The 13,874-nt window shown below is 43.3% G+C and carries 12 protein-coding genes and 1 other RNA gene; 4 read left to right on the top strand and 9 right to left on the bottom strand.

The features are described from left to right. Positions 1-28: 28 nt before the first annotated feature. The 3 genes from ssrS to cdd all read right to left on the bottom strand — a co-directional run bounded on the left by ssrS (position 29) and on the right by cdd (position 2,693). Positions 29-207, bottom strand: a non-coding RNA gene (ssrS, locus tag D7Y06_RS01975) — 6S RNA. A gap of 269 nt (positions 208-476) precedes the next feature. Then, positions 477-2,201 (bottom strand): phosphoenolpyruvate carboxykinase (ATP), encoded by a 1,725-nt coding sequence (locus D7Y06_RS01970; RefSeq protein WP_120406150.1) that lies wholly within the window; start codon positions 2,199-2,201, stop codon positions 477-479. A gap of 96 nt (positions 2,202-2,297) precedes the next feature. After that, complete coding sequence (gene cdd, locus D7Y06_RS01965) at positions 2,298-2,693, bottom strand: cytidine deaminase (RefSeq protein ID WP_120406149.1); 396 nt, start codon at positions 2,691-2,693, stop codon at positions 2,298-2,300. 245 nt (positions 2,694-2,938) lie between these two features. Here cdd and D7Y06_RS01960 point away from each other — a divergent pair, with 245 nt between their 5' ends. Continuing rightward, positions 2,939-4,303, top strand: coding sequence for a citrate/2-methylcitrate synthase (locus tag D7Y06_RS01960; protein ID WP_120406148.1), 1,365 nt, complete (start codon positions 2,939-2,941; stop codon positions 4,301-4,303). Positions 4,304-4,376: 73 nt separating this feature from the next. Here the strand turns inward: D7Y06_RS01960 and D7Y06_RS01955 are convergent, their stop codons facing one another. Further along, positions 4,377-4,721: a hypothetical protein gene (locus tag D7Y06_RS01955; RefSeq protein WP_147415563.1), complete on the bottom strand. Its 345-nt coding sequence runs from the start codon at positions 4,719-4,721 to the stop codon at positions 4,377-4,379. A gap of 205 nt (positions 4,722-4,926) precedes the next feature. Here D7Y06_RS01955 and D7Y06_RS01950 point away from each other — a divergent pair, with 205 nt between their 5' ends. Continuing rightward, entirely contained in the window at positions 4,927-5,304 is a 378-nt protein-coding gene (locus tag D7Y06_RS01950; protein WP_120406146.1) for a response regulator, read from the top strand. A gap of 3 nt (positions 5,305-5,307) precedes the next feature. Continuing rightward, entirely contained in the window at positions 5,308-6,294 is a 987-nt protein-coding gene (locus D7Y06_RS01945) for a chemotaxis protein CheX (protein ID WP_199714605.1), read from the top strand. A 125-nt stretch (positions 6,295-6,419) separates the two neighbouring features. On the opposite strand, the gene thrC is transcribed toward D7Y06_RS01945, so the two are convergent. After that, positions 6,420-7,910 carry a threonine synthase gene (gene thrC, locus D7Y06_RS01940; protein ID WP_120406145.1) on the bottom strand — a complete coding sequence of 497 codons (1,491 nt, stop codon included), beginning with the start codon at positions 7,908-7,910 and terminating at the stop codon, positions 6,420-6,422. Between the two features lie 120 nt (positions 7,911-8,030). Here thrC and D7Y06_RS01935 point away from each other — a divergent pair, with 120 nt between their 5' ends. After that, on the top strand, positions 8,031-8,837 hold the full coding sequence (locus D7Y06_RS01935; protein ID WP_120406144.1) for a hypothetical protein: 807 nt from the start codon (positions 8,031-8,033) through the stop codon (positions 8,835-8,837). On the opposite strand, the gene D7Y06_RS01930 is transcribed toward D7Y06_RS01935, so the two are convergent. From D7Y06_RS01930 to D7Y06_RS01915, 4 genes are all read right to left on the bottom strand, one after another. Continuing rightward, complete coding sequence (locus D7Y06_RS01930) at positions 8,818-10,410, bottom strand: L,D-transpeptidase family protein (protein ID WP_158591191.1); 1,593 nt, start codon at positions 10,408-10,410, stop codon at positions 8,818-8,820. The two genes, D7Y06_RS01935 and D7Y06_RS01930, sit on opposite strands and share 20 nt — an antisense overlap. Before the next feature lie 145 nt (positions 10,411-10,555). Beyond that, entirely contained in the window at positions 10,556-12,181 is a 1,626-nt protein-coding gene (groL, locus tag D7Y06_RS01925) for a chaperonin GroEL (protein ID WP_120406142.1), read from the bottom strand. A gap of 13 nt (positions 12,182-12,194) precedes the next feature. After that, positions 12,195-12,479 (bottom strand): co-chaperone GroES, encoded by a 285-nt coding sequence (locus tag D7Y06_RS01920; RefSeq protein WP_120406141.1) that lies wholly within the window; start codon positions 12,477-12,479, stop codon positions 12,195-12,197. A gap of 249 nt (positions 12,480-12,728) precedes the next feature. After that, positions 12,729-13,850 (bottom strand): DUF2974 domain-containing protein, encoded by a 1,122-nt coding sequence (locus D7Y06_RS01915; RefSeq protein WP_120406140.1) that lies wholly within the window; start codon positions 13,848-13,850, stop codon positions 12,729-12,731. Positions 13,851-13,874: the final 24 nt, after the last annotated feature.

The raw sequence follows: 13,874 nt of genomic DNA, 5'->3' as shown, positions 1-13,874 counted from the left end.
GCCTTATGTATTTCTCTTTCGTACTTTACAAAAACCCAAAATGCCGTTTCCTGCAATTTTGACGCCTAGCCAGAGCTAGGTGGGTAACCGCAGCATCTCTTCTGCCTTCCGCTGCAAACGGCGGCCTGACATCCAATCTGCAATATAGGGAACCCTAAAATAAAATGTAGGTTCAAAATAGCAGGGTATCGAACATCCCAGGAATTTATGTTTAGATTATACTATAGTTTCTCTCATATTTCAACGAAAAATTCATGTTAAATTTTAGGAAAACGCTGACTAAAGCGTTACCTGCGCCGGATTTGCCCTGCGAAGCAGCATTTTCCGCTGCAAATTCCTGCACATCCACTGGAGGTTCTAGAGGAAGCGATGATTTCATCAGCGCTTCCTTAGCATCTTCAATAAAATATCTTCACTGCCAAAAAAGGGAATCCCATAGAGAGATTCCCAATTTTTTAGATTAAAATATAATAAAACTAAATGGAAGCTGCCTCATCTACAAGTTTCTTTAATGCTGCCAAAGCTTCATCTGGAAGTTTGTCATAACCGTCCTTCTTGGTTGCAAATCCTTCCACAGCATCCACACGGTTCTGCATAGCATTCTTTAATGCTGCAACATAATCTTTATTTCCCAGGTCTGGTTTAAAGTCTGCTGTCTTGCCGGACCAGTCGTACATAATCTCAATATCTTCAAAAGGTCCCCATTTCTCGAATTTTGCTTTGCCTTCCACAATATCCTCGAGAATTCCCAGTGTATCTGCAGGTTTACATTTGGTACCCATGAAATCACCAGTATTTACAATGTAGCATGCCACATCTTTCTCCTCTACCAGCTTTTTGAATTTCTCGTAGTCGTTCACCAGTGGATATGTCCGGAATGGGTTTGCATAAGGAACAATTCTCAGTGCATTAAGGTCTGTACCGGCAGCCACACGCTCAGCGGTGGATGTCTTTGTTGCAAGGGTTGCTCCCATAACAGACGCAAGGGCAGAGCCTTTCAGTTTCAATACCGGCGGAATAGTAGGATCTTTCATAATCCAGAAGATTGCGTTTACAGGAGCTTCAATCTTATCCACACGGTTAGGAGACCATAATTTGGATTTGATGGCACGTCCATTACCGTTACGGATATCTTCAGTTACAAGCTGAATCTTGCCATTCTCATCCAATGTTGCGGAACAGTTCTGAGCAGATAACAAATATTCATTATCCGGGCAGCCTGTAGGATAATCTGCTGTCTTATCAAAATAAGTGGGCTCCAAAGCGATGGACGCACAGGTATCTGTATTGATAATGAACGCATCATCGTGAAGTACTTTGATTCCGCCGAAGCTGTCATATTTTCCACCATGTTTTGCATGGGTCAATGTAGACTTACCGGATCCTGACAGGCCGTAAACGGAAGCAACGAATTTCTTGCCGCCCTCTAAGGAGTATTCTTTCTGTCCGCCGTGGCAGGAAGCATAGCCGTTTCTGTTTGCAAGAGCCCATGCCATGGTCAGTGTGCCTTTTTTGTGCTCTCCGAAATATCTCATACCAAGGATTGCCGCACAGTTTTCATTGGTGTCAAAATAACATAAAGTTAAGGGGTCGCTTAAGCAGCTAAAGTCAACGTCAGGCCTCTCCTGTGGAAACCACTGGGGATCGGAGAAAATATATACATCCGGCTCTTTGCCGTCTCCGATTAACTTGGAGTTTTTGTACATTTTCACATACTCATCGGACATATACTGGAAGTTTAACATCCAGTTGTAAAGGATATTCTCTTCTCCTTCTGGAATGAGAAGATGAGCTTTTACCATAAATTCCGGATCAAGGCCGATGAAGCACTCTGCGTGGTACATAGTTTTCCATCTTGTCTCATAAACGGCATCCATAACAACTTTGTCCAGTTTTGCATCGTCAACGCCAGGCTCGCCCTTGATACGCCTTGCTGCAGCATAACGCCCTGTTACGGCTCCATCGTTGAATAACAATACCTTTGCATCCTTCTCCAGACCGAATGTCTCCCCGTTTTTCACAGGCATGTCTGTCACAATGGTTCCAGGTGAATTTTTCGCCAACTGATACGCCTCTTTTAAAGTGTTTACTTTCACCACGTTGTTTCCATAGAAAGCAGCCTCAATAATAGAGCGTGTCTTGGAAAACCCAACTTTTCCAGCGCCAATTTCGTTAATAGGGTAATAAGCTTTTGTTGCCATTACTATATTCCTCCTTCATATTATGTATAGGGCGGTCTGCCCTAAAATACTCTATTACAAATATACACTAAGTGTTTTTTTTTTTCAATGTGTTTTTTATAAATTTTCCGGCGAAAATCCTTCCGGAAAAAGTTCCTGTAACGTATACACCCGAAAGTCCGTCTCATTTTTTGCGCAGATTACCTGAAAGTCCCCGGGATCGCAGAATTCTGCCATCACCTGGCGGCACACCCCGCAGGGCGTTAAATACTCCTCTTTATCCCCCGCAAGAGCTATGGCCTTAAATTTTCTCTCCCCTTCCGATACCGCTTTAAAAACAGCGGTGCGCTCGGCGCAGTTTGTGGGGGAGAATGCTGCATTTTCAATATTGCATCCCAGATAAACCCTGCCGCTCTCCCCCAAAAGCGCCGCCCCAACATGAAAATTGGAATAGGGGGCATAGGAAAATTCTTTTGCCTGATAAGCCGCTCTCACCAGTTTTTCTTTCTCCATACCATGTCCTCCGTATATTGCATGGCTTTATTATACCCCAAAAATATGGATATTTCCACGACTTTATAATAATTTCAAAAATATGAACAAAAACTAAATTTTTATTAAATTTTATTCATTTTCTTGTGTTGCCTTTCCCATCTGTGGTATGATTATCAAACAGCTAAATCTCAATATAATAAATTTTCATTTCTAAAGGATTTTTCTTATGAGATTTTTCAAAAACTTTTATAGGGAGGTATTCTATGTACACAAATCCATACAGCGAAATTACACCGGAACTATTAAAGCTTTCTAAGATATATGAAGACGATATCAGTATTGACCCGGAGCTTTATACAAAATATGACGTGAAACGAGGGCTTCGTGACTTAAACGGAAAAGGCGTTTTAGTCGGCCTGACGGAAATTTCCGATGTCTGCTCCTCAAAAATCGTGGACGGCAAATCCGTTCCCATGGAGGGCGAGCTTTACTACCGGGGATACAATGTGAAGGACCTGGTGACAGGGATTTCTGAATCAAGCCACTTCGGCTTTGAGGAATGCACCTATCTTCTGCTCTTCGGCAAACTTCCAAACCAGATAGAACTGGATGAATTTACTCATTTGCTTAGTTATTACCGCACCCTTCCCACTGGTTTCGTCCGGGACATTATAATGAAAGCCCCAAGCCGGGATATGATGAATACTCTTGCCAGAAGCGTTCTCACCCTTTATTCCTATGATGATGCGGCGGACGATATCTCCATTCCCAACGTGCTGCGTCAATGCCTTCAGATGATTAGTTTATTCCCGCTTTTATCCGTATACGGTTATCAGGCATACAAACATTACCATGACGGGGAAAGCCTGTTTATCCACCAGCCCAAACCGGAATATTCCACTGCGGAAAATATTCTGCACATATTAAGGGCCGACTCCAAATTCAGCGCACTGGAGGCAAAGCTATTGGACATTGCCCTGATTCTCCACATGGAACACGGCGGCGGTAACAACTCCACCTTTACCACCCATCTGGTATCCTCCTCCGCCACAGATACATACTCGGTGATTGCCGCTTCCTTAGGTTCTTTAAAAGGCCCGAAACACGGCGGCGCCAACATTAAAGTGGTACAGATGTTTGAAGATATGAAGGAAGTTGTAAAAGACTGGGAGGATGAGGAAGAGGTTTCCCGGTATTTAAGGGCTCTCCTAAATAAAGAAGCCTTTGACCGCGCCGGCCTGATTTACGGGATGGGCCATGCGGTATATTCCCTGTCTGACCCCCGTGCGGTTATCTTCCACTCCTTTGTGGAACGCCTCTCGGCGGAAAAGGGAAAAGAGAAAGAATTTGCACTGTACACTCTTGTAGAACAGCTCGCACCAAAAATCATTGGAGAAGAGCGGAAAATTTACAAAGGCGTCAGCCCAAATGTAGATTTCTACAGCGGATTTGCATATTCCATGCTGAATCTTCCCCTGGAATTATACACGCCAATCTTTGCCATAGCCCGAATCGCCGGGTGGAGCGCCCACAGATTAGAGGAGCTTTCCAGCAACGGCAAGATTATGCGTCCCGCATATAAGTATGTGGGGCATCACAGAGACTACGTGCCTATCTTAAAGCGGTAGGCATACAAATCGGCCAAGACACAAAAGAAGGCATCTTTCCACATGGAAAACGCCTTCTTTTTCCCTAAAAACCTTAATAGAAAAACTTTTCCCTGGCCTTTCTCAGTTCCCCCGCAAACCACAGCCAGGACACAATAAAGACAACCGCTCCCGCCACATTAAAATATTTCCCAAAAATAGAATAAAAATCGTTTAACAGGGCCAAAATGCCGTAAATCAGCGCAACAAGGCCAAAGTAAACAGATTTCATGGCAATAGCCTCAATAAATCCCCCTTTGTCTCTGCACCGGGCCATATCGTCCTGATTCACCACAATGGTACTCAGCTCACCTGTCTGTCTCATTTTCAGGGAGGAATATATGAGATACAGTCCTAATCCCGCAATAACCAAATCAAAAATCAACATAAAATCCATCATTTCTTCCTCGCTTTCTTTTTTCTATCTTTTCAAGTATAACATATTTTGGTTATTTTTTATATACATTTTATACTTTTTTATACTTCTTCCCAAAATTTTTCAAAAAAATCCAATAATCGGTGCAATAAATATTGAAACTTTAAATATTATAGTTTAAAATAGGTAATGATGATTATCATATAGAAATGAAAAGGAGCGGTTATATATGAAACTCGAAGATGCAAAAATATTAATCGGTGATGATTCCATTCTGGCCAGAAAGCAGCTCAAAGATATTATTCTCTCAATTGGCGGCACTCATTTTTTAGAAGCTTCTAATGGACAGGAAGCCATTGATTTATATGCTGCCAATTCCCCGGACATTGTATTTTTAGATATTGTAATGCCTGTAGTAGACGGCAACGGAGCTATTGCTGAAATCATGAAGAATGATCCCGCGGCTGACATAGTTGTAGTTTCATCTATCGGCACACAGCTGCAGTTAAAGCAGGCTATCCAGCTCGGTGCAAAAGATTTTGTACAAAAGCCGTTAAACCGCAATCAGATAGAGTCTATTCTAAAAACTCGATTTGAAGGGAGATAAAATATGTATTCACAATTTTTTGGAAATTACCTGCTCAGCAAGCAGGCAGTTACCACAGACCAGTTAGTTCACGCTATCCAGGAACAGCACACCAAACACTTAAGGCTGGGTACACTGGCTATGCACGCAGGATTGCTCACCGCCCTGCAGGTAGACAATGTAGTAATCCGCCAAACCCATGAAGACAGACTTTTTGGAGAAATTGCCATTGAGGAAGGGCTTTTAACCGAGGAACAGGTGGAGGAACTTTTAAATACCCAGACACCGGATTACCTCTTAATTGGACAGACCTTAGTGGACGACGGCGTATTTACCAATACAGATTTGGATAAATACATTAAGTCCTACCAGAAGGAAAATGAGATTTCCCAGTTGGAAAGCGACAAGGAACAGCAGGAAAATTTAGATGCCCTTGTGCGCAATCTTTTCTTGATTACTCTTGAGAATGTACCTGAGTATGTACTTCAGTACCTGAATCTTTTATTCAACAATCTGCTTCGTTTTATAGGGGAAGACTTTACACCGTTAAACCCTTCTATTGTGTCGGAATTTGTAACCGGACGATGTTCCAGCCAGGTTGTAAAAGGTGATTTTCAGCTTACCTCCTATTTTGATATGACAGAGGATGCCGCCGTGGCATTTGCTTCCCGCTATGTAAATGATTCTTTTACCGAATACGACGAATATGTACAGGCATCTGTGGAAGACTTTTTGAATTTACATAATGGATTATTCAATGTGAATATCTCTAATAACAACTCCGAGGTATCGTTGCAGTTAGACCCGCCGGTTTCCATGGATAATACCATGATAAGCTGTTCCACAGAAACCATACTTCTTCCCATCATCTATCCTTTCGGAATTATTAATCTGCTGATTTCCATCAGCGAAAGCGAAAATTCTGTTCTTCCGGAGACAAAGAATTTAAACAGTCTGGAAAGTTTAAATAATCTAGAAGCGCTGATGAACGATTTAGAAAAAATGTCATAAAAAACAGGGAAGTTTTTCTTCCCTGCTTTTTTATGCACACGGGCACTCAGAGGAAAATGTCAGCATACGTTGACGGACGTCCCGCAACGGGTAGGGGGAAGATGGCTCTTCCCTGCTCAATTGCCTTATATCTTTAAAAACTTCTTTACGGCTTCTTCCATTTCATCCACTTCGCACACCGTCTTATGGAGTTCCGGAGCACTTCGGATTTCTTCGATAGCCTGGGGAACTTTCACATTGGCGATTTTGCTAAGCTCATCCACCAGTTCAAAATCTCCCAGGGAACTGTATTTATCCCTGTCAATGGCATCCATTACGCTTCTTGTAAATTTGAAGGGGCTTGCAGTGGATGCAATCACAGTTTTTGTGCTGTCTCCCGTCTCTTTTTTGTACTTCTCATATACCCCTGCAGCCACAGCTGTATGGGTATCGATAACGTAACCTGTTTTTTCATAGAGATTACGGATAAATTCTGCCGTCTCCTCCTCCGTTGTATAGCTGCCGTAAAAATCTTTCAGTTCTTCCCGCATCTTAGGCGTGATTTCATACCTGCCCTCTTTTCCCAGGGCACACATAAACTCAGCATTTTTCTCCGCGTCATCCCCTGCAAGGCGGTAGATAAGGCGCTCCAAATTGCTGGAAATCAAAATATCCATGGAGGGGGAAGAGGTCAATTTAAATTCCCGGTTTTTATCGTACGTCCCAGTGGTAAAAAAGTCGTACAACACTTTGTTTTCATTGGAGGCACAAATTAACTTTCCAATGGGAAGCCCCATATTTTTTGCATAGAATGCCGCCAGTATATTGCCGAAATTTCCTGTGGGAACCACAACGTTTATCTTTTCCCCTTTTGTTATCTCCCCTCCTGCATAGAGCTTTGCATAGGCATACACATAATATACAATCTGAGGAACCAGGCGTCCGATATTTATGGAGTTTGCGGAGGAAAACTGATACCCCGCCTGGTTCATAATCTCCGCCAGTTTTTCATCGGAAAACATTTTCTTTACCCCTGTCTGGGCCTGGTCAAAATTCCCGTTAATCCCCACCACATATGTATTTTCCCCTTTCTGGGTTACCATCTGCTTTTTCTGGATAGGGCTTACGCCGTCTTTGGGATAAAATACGATAATCTTTGTATGCTCCACATCTGCAAATCCTGCAAGAGCCGCCTTCCCCGTATCCCCGGATGTGGCCGTGAGAATCACAATATCGTTTTTCACCTGATTTTTCCTGGCCGCCGTAATTAACAAGTGGGGCAGAATGGACAATGCCATGTCTTTAAAGGCAATGGTGGAACCGTGAAATAACTCCAAATAATAAGCTCCCTCTGCCGAAACCAAAGGCGCAATCTCTTCCGTATCAAATTTGCTGTCATATGCACTGGAAATACAGTGCTTTAACTCCTCCTCCGTAAAATCCGTGAAAAACCTGCGCATCACCTCGTAGGCAGTCTCCTGGTAAGTCATCCCGGAAAGTTTTTCCATGTCTATATCCAAGGCAGGAATCTCGGTGGGCACATACAGCCCCCCTCCCTTTGCCAGACCCTTTAAAATTGCCTGGGATGCCGTAACCCTTTCCTCTTTGTTTCTCGTGCTTGCATAAATTAATTCCATGTCTTTATCCTCTTCTTTTCTATGGTGAAATACGTCTTTTTGTGTTATAGTATAACATATCTGCATTTTTTATTATATAAGAAACAAATCTGTAATGTCAATGCATTTTAGGAGGTTTTTATGTTAGCTGGCGTTTACCAGGCAAAGAAAAAGGACGGAAGCATCTATTATCGTTCCAGCATTACTTTTTCCAATAAGCACATCAGCCTAGGAAGTTTCAAAACCCAGGAAAGTGCCCATAAGGCCTATGAAAAAGCTGATAAAATTCTGAAAGACAAATCTCTTCTCTTAGAGCAGCTTCTCTACGAGGAGGATATCTTGCATTTTGAAAAAATAGTTTCCCTCGCAAATTTCCGTGACAACAAGATTTATATGAAAACCCCCATTTACCTTCACGCAAACTATTTTTCTTATTATATCTCTCCCAGGGAGGAATACAAATTTGATATTGACGATTTGTTCTTTTATTCCAGCCATAAAATCATGAAGCGTGGGGGACATCTCTTTGTAAATGAATACGGCATGCAGACCAATCTTCTCTCCCGGTACGGCATTAAAAATTTTGCCGTGGCGGGCAGGGACTATGATTTTGCCAACGGAGATTCCTTTGACTACCGATATTCCAACATTATCGTAATCAACCAGTACTACGGCGTAACCGCAGTGACAAAACAGGGGAATGTATACTATGAAACCCAGATACACATTAACGGAAATTATAAAATCGGCACCTATGAAACGGAGACACAGGGGGCAGTGGCCTACAACAAGGCCGTGGACCTTGCCCTGTCCCATGGGGTTAAAAAAAATTTCCCGGAAAACTATATACCGGAACTGTCTGCCAAGGAATATACAGAAATGTATGCCGGTTTAAAGATTTCCAGGAAATATGTAAACTATCTGAAAACTAATTTTGGGGAACATTGACAACATTCCCGTCCTCTTCAATTATCTGGTTTTCACCTGCCACAGGGTTGTCCTGGGTTCTCTGCTGGGATTGCTGCTCTTCTTTCTTCTTTTCTTTCTCCTCGTCATAATAGGAATATGCATTGGAAATTTTTGTATTTTCCGCTGTCAGGCGGACTTCCTCCCTGTAATAGGCAATGACCGGCGTCCCCACCTCTATCATCTCATAGAGTTTGGTGGCAGCTTCCTCAGACACATTGATACAGCCGTGGGAACCGGAAGTCTTATAAATCTCCCCTCCAAATCTGCCGTTGCGCCAGGAGGCATCGTGGACTCCCACATTATAGGCAAAGGGAAGAAAATATGTAACGTCGGACTCATAGTCCTCCCCCTTTAACACAGCGGGGCTTTTCTTGTACACAATCTTAAATACTCCGTCCGGGGATCCGTTTCCCCTGCTGATATTTCCGGAGACAATCTCTGTATCCAGCTTTAAGTTTCCTTTCTCATAATAGTAAAGGTGCTGATTCGTATAGTCAATCTCCAGGTAAGTGTCCCCGATATCATCCTGCCCGGGCTGCGCAGCCCTCTGCTGATATACCGGCTCCCTGGTAACTACTTTTCCCTCTCTCACTTCCTCTAAGAGCTGGGCAAGCTCTTCTTCCTTGTCCACTACCCAGCCGTAATCTCCCCCGCCTATGGAGATAATGCCTCCCCTGGTAGTCTCAAACTTCCGCACATCCCCGTAGGTGTTATATTTGCTGGCCAGACGCTGGACAAAGGATGCCGCTGCACTCTCATCGAAAGTCACCTGGTAATCCTCATCAATTTTAATCCAGTCAGAAATCACAGAGCGGTCCACCACCTCTGTGTCATTTCCCATATCATAGGTGATGCTTGCCCCAAAATATGACTCTATGTCCGACATACAGCGGCTTAAAACCTCATCTTCCGCCGTAACCTCCGGGGCTTTATACACCTCATCCGGCAGGGTGAGTTCCGATTCTCCCGCCTCCACGGCAGCCTTTACATAGGTATATACCCTATCCTCTAAAAGATAGCTTCCTTGTTTTTCAGGTACCAGCTCATACCCGTTTTCTGTCTGCTCAATATGGGCATCCTTTGGCTCTTCCATATGTTCCTGGTCAAAACAGGAAAGCTCATTTACCGCTTTTTTAAGCAGGCTGGCGTCATATGTAATGCTCTTGTCTATATCCAGGTTTTTCTGCTTGGTAATCTTTCCCGGCCATAGAAAATTCTTCTGGTCTTTTACCAACTTCTCCTCCTCCCCGGAGGGCTGGTATTCGTACTCAAAATCCATCCCCAGAATCTGATACTTGTTTCCATCCCTGTCATAGATAGTCAAGAGATAATCCCGCACTTCCGATTTCAGATTATCCGCTGCCTCCTCCGCCGTCAGGCCGCTGACATCCATGTCCTCCATCTTTGTCTGGTAAAAGAAATGGGAACGGAAATAGAAGCAGAAAAAGAGATAGACTGCCAGAGCAACAAACACCACCGTCCATAATGCCAGGTGCATAGACTTCTGTAATACACTTTTTTTCCTTCTTCTTTTTCTTCGTTTTTGTGCCATAACCATAAAATGTCCTTATCTTAATTTTTAATGGAACTATTATAACATAACTAAATTATTTTGCAACTTTATAACAAAAAAAGACTGCCGGAAAGAAAAAAGAGCAAAAGTTTTTCGACTTTTGCTCTTGTAGCTAAGGGCAGAATTACATCATGCCGCCCATTCCTGCGCCGCCTGCCGGCATTGGAGGAACATCTTCTTTGATGTTGGCAACTGCGGACTCTGTGGTGAGCAGCGTGGATGCAACGGAGGTTGCATTCTGCAGTGCGCTTCTGGTAACTTTCACCGGGTCTAAGATACCGCTCTTTACCATATCCACATACTCCTCAGCGGAAACGTCAAATCCCATTCCTGCACCTGACTCTTTCACTTTATTGATAATCACTGCACCTTCTAATCCTGCGTTTGCAGCAATGTAGTAAAGAGGAGATTCCAGGGATTTTAAGATAACTTTTGCCCCTGTCTTCTCGTCACCCTCTAAGGTATCCGCCAGTTTAGCAACTTCTTTGGATGCATGGATATATGCGGAACCGCCTCCTGCGATAATTCCTTCTTCCACTGCGGCCCTGGTGGCATTTAAAGCGTCCTCCATGCGGAGTTTTGCCTCTTTCATCTCTGTCTCTGTAGCAGCCCCTACACGGATCACTGCCACACCTCCTGCCAGTTTTGCAAGTCTCTCCTGTAATTTTTCTTTGTCAAACTCAGAAGTGGTCTCATCAATCTGTCCGCGGATCTGTGCGATTCTGGATTTGATTGCCTCTTTATCCCCTTCCCCGTCTACAATAATTGTATTTTCTTTCTGGACTTTCACAGATTTTGCCCGGCCTAACTGGTCTAAGGAAGCGTCTTTTAACTCTAAGCCAACTTCCTCGGAAATCACCTGGCCTCCTGTTAAAATTGCAATATCCTCAAGCATGGCTTTTCTTCTGTCACCGTATCCTGGAGCCTTTACTGCAACTACATTAAAGGTTCCACGGAGTTTGTTTACGATTAATGTGGTAAGGGCTTCCCCTTCAATGTCCTCGGCGATAATTAAAAGCCTTGCGCCGCTCTGTACAATCTGCTCTAACAGAGGAAGAATCTCCTGGATATTGGAAATCTTCTTATCTGTAATTAAGATGTAGGGGTCATCTAAAGTTGCCTCCATCTTATCCATATCTGTGCACATATATGCGGATACATATCCTCTGTCAAACTGCATACCTTCTACCAAATCCAGCTCTGTCTGCATGGATTTTGACTCTTCTATGGTAATGACGCCGTCGTTTGTAACTTTCTCCATAGCGTCTGCCACCAAATTGCCCACTTCATCATCCCCTGCGGAAATTGCTGCCACTTTGGCAATCTGATCTTTGCCGTTTACTTTCTGGCTCATGCTCTTTAAAGCTTCCACTGCAACGTCTGTGGCTTTTTTCATTCCTTTTCTGAGGATAATTGGATTTGCCCCTGCCTCTAAGTTTTTCATTCCTTCCACAACCATTGCCTGGGTTAAAACAGTTGCGGTGGTTGTACCGTCGCCGGCAACGTCATTTGTCTTTGTAGCCACCTCTTTTACAAGCTGGGCTCCCATATTCTCAAATGCATCCTCAAGCTCAATCTCTTTTGCAATGGTAACGCCGTCGTTTGTGATAAGGGGAGCGCCGAAGGATTTATCCAAAACTACGTTCCTTCCTTTTGGCCCCAATGTCACTCTCACTGTGTTTGCCAGTTTATCCACACCAGCCCCTAAAGCTGTCCTTGCCTCTGAACCGTATTTGATTTCCTTTGCCATGATAAATCCTCCTTTATTCTACAACTGCCAAAATGTCATTCTGCTTTACTACAATATACTCTGTATCTTCCAGTTTCACTTCTGTCCCTGCATATTTTGAAAAAATAACTTTCTGTCCAACTTTTACCTGCATGGTAACTTCTTTTCCGTCTACCATTCCTCCCGGCCCAACGGCGATAACCTCTGCTTCCTGGGGTTTCTCCTGGGATTTGCTTGTCAAAATAATTCCGGATTTTGTTGTCTCTTCTGCTTCTAACTGTTTCAAAACAACTCTGTCTGATAATGGTACTAATTTCATTATGTCTGCCTCCTTGGATTTCTATTATTTTTAAGTTATTAGCACTCTTTTGTTTTGAGTGCTAACCGATAGTCATATCATATGTTTTTGCAGGCATTTCTGCAACTGGACTTTTCTGTATATTTTTTATAATATTCTACTTTTATCTCACTTATACTCACTTTTTCTCATTTTTTTACAGTTTTATCGATTTTTGTAAAGTTTATATATTTTTTATAATTTGGGAATAAGCCGCTCCGGGGAGACATATTAAGATCTTTCCAGCCTCATTTTCACAATGTCTTTCATGGTACGGTTGCCCTCTGAGAAAAACATCTGCAGGGTTTTTGAAATAACCTCCTGGCTCTCTTTGTCCAGAGTATTGGTAAGCTTCATCAGTTCCAAAAATTTTTTAAAGGTAATGTTGGCTAAATCATCCACAGTTTTGATATCTGCCTCTTTCAGCACTAAAAACAGTGCATCCACAAAATTCTCCCTCTGTGCAATGTCCATTTTCCCCACCCAGGATTTTAATGTCTGATCAAGAATCACACTCTGCTTTGCCACTTTCTTTACATGGAGGAAAGAATTTCCCATAACTTTCCAGGTCATGGCATCGTGCTGCATGGGGCCGGTGACGGAACTCTCCACCACCTGATACTCTTCCTCATGCTCCAAAAGCATTCCCACAATAGAGGACTCCGGCAGAAAGGTATGGATTTTCGGCAGCATTTTTCCGTAATCCTCCCGGTGAATCATGGATTCGGTAAACCCGGGGCCGTCGTTGCTGTACACGGATAAAATGCGGTTCTGAATGGATTCCCTGGAATGCACACTGGCGTACACCGCCAGATTTCCCCCTTTAGAGTGGCCTCCCACCCGGATTTTTTTCTGCCTGGGGGAAATCACCCGTTTTAAATAGTCAACAGCTTTTAACTGCCCCGGCGTCTCTGAGAGAAAACTCATGTTGAAATTCTCTTTCCACCCCACCATGGTATTATCTGTCCCGCTGTAGGAGACAAAAATTCCCCCGTCATCTAACTTTATGGTCATGGCACAAAACTGGGACTCCTCCTTCGCACTGATTTCTTCTATATAATCTGACAGCTCTAAATCTGCAAACCGTCTGGTTTTTGCCATCTTTTTCATAAGGAAAGCCGCCGCCTTGGTGCTTGACACCCGCTCATTGATTTCCTCCTCTGTGTGGGACAGGAAAAAAATACGGCTAGCCTCTTTTAATGTAATACTCTCCCCCTTTCCCGGAGGGGGCACAATACCTTTAAAATCCACATAAACAAGCTCAGAAAAAATTAAATTATCCACCTCGTTAAATTCTGCCTGGGTAAAAGACAAATCTCCCCGCCAATCCAGATAATCCATCATATTTGCCATTATTCCCCGCCTCCTTAAGATATT

Origin of the sequence: Roseburia sp. 1XD42-69, from assembly GCF_003612565.1 — a bacterium.
Taxonomy (GTDB): Bacteria; Bacillota; Clostridia; order Lachnospirales; family Lachnospiraceae; genus Roseburia_B.
Note: the sequence above shows the minus strand (reverse complement) of the source record. Positions and strands in the feature narration are given on the sequence as shown.